The 337-nt window shown below is 57.0% G+C and carries 1 protein-coding gene; it reads right to left on the bottom strand.

Translation table 11 applies throughout. From position 1 onward, the window contains the following. Positions 1 to 337 (bottom strand): MCP four helix bundle domain-containing protein (locus EE949_RS00045; protein WP_206335680.1); only part of this gene is annotated, 337 nt, incomplete at both ends.

Genomic DNA, 337 nt, shown 5'->3' with positions numbered 1-337 from the left:
ATCCGGGCGATGAACAGCGCCAGACCCAGTCCGATCAACAGCGCAGCGACCAACACCGCAATGATCGAGATGCGCTCATTTTCATACAGGGCCGCGCCTTTCTCGCTGGCCGTGGTTGCGCCTGCATCATTGAGCTCGACCATTCTCTGTAGCTGGTTGGTCGCTTCATCGAAGTGCAGCTTGGATTCGCCCTTCAACAACGTACGAGCCTGGTTCTCAAGACCCTGGCGTGACAGGTCGAACAGCTCTTTGCTGACCACAAGGTACGCTGCCCATGCGGTGGTCACGGTGTTGAACAACTGACGATCCGTGTCGTTGGACAGCAGGTGTTCATAGG

This window comes from Pseudomonas viridiflava (genome assembly GCF_900602065.1).
Lineage (GTDB): Bacteria > Pseudomonadota > Gammaproteobacteria > Pseudomonadales > Pseudomonadaceae > Aquipseudomonas.
The sequence above is the reverse complement of the archived record's forward strand: the minus strand, read 5'-3'. Positions and strand labels throughout refer to the sequence as shown.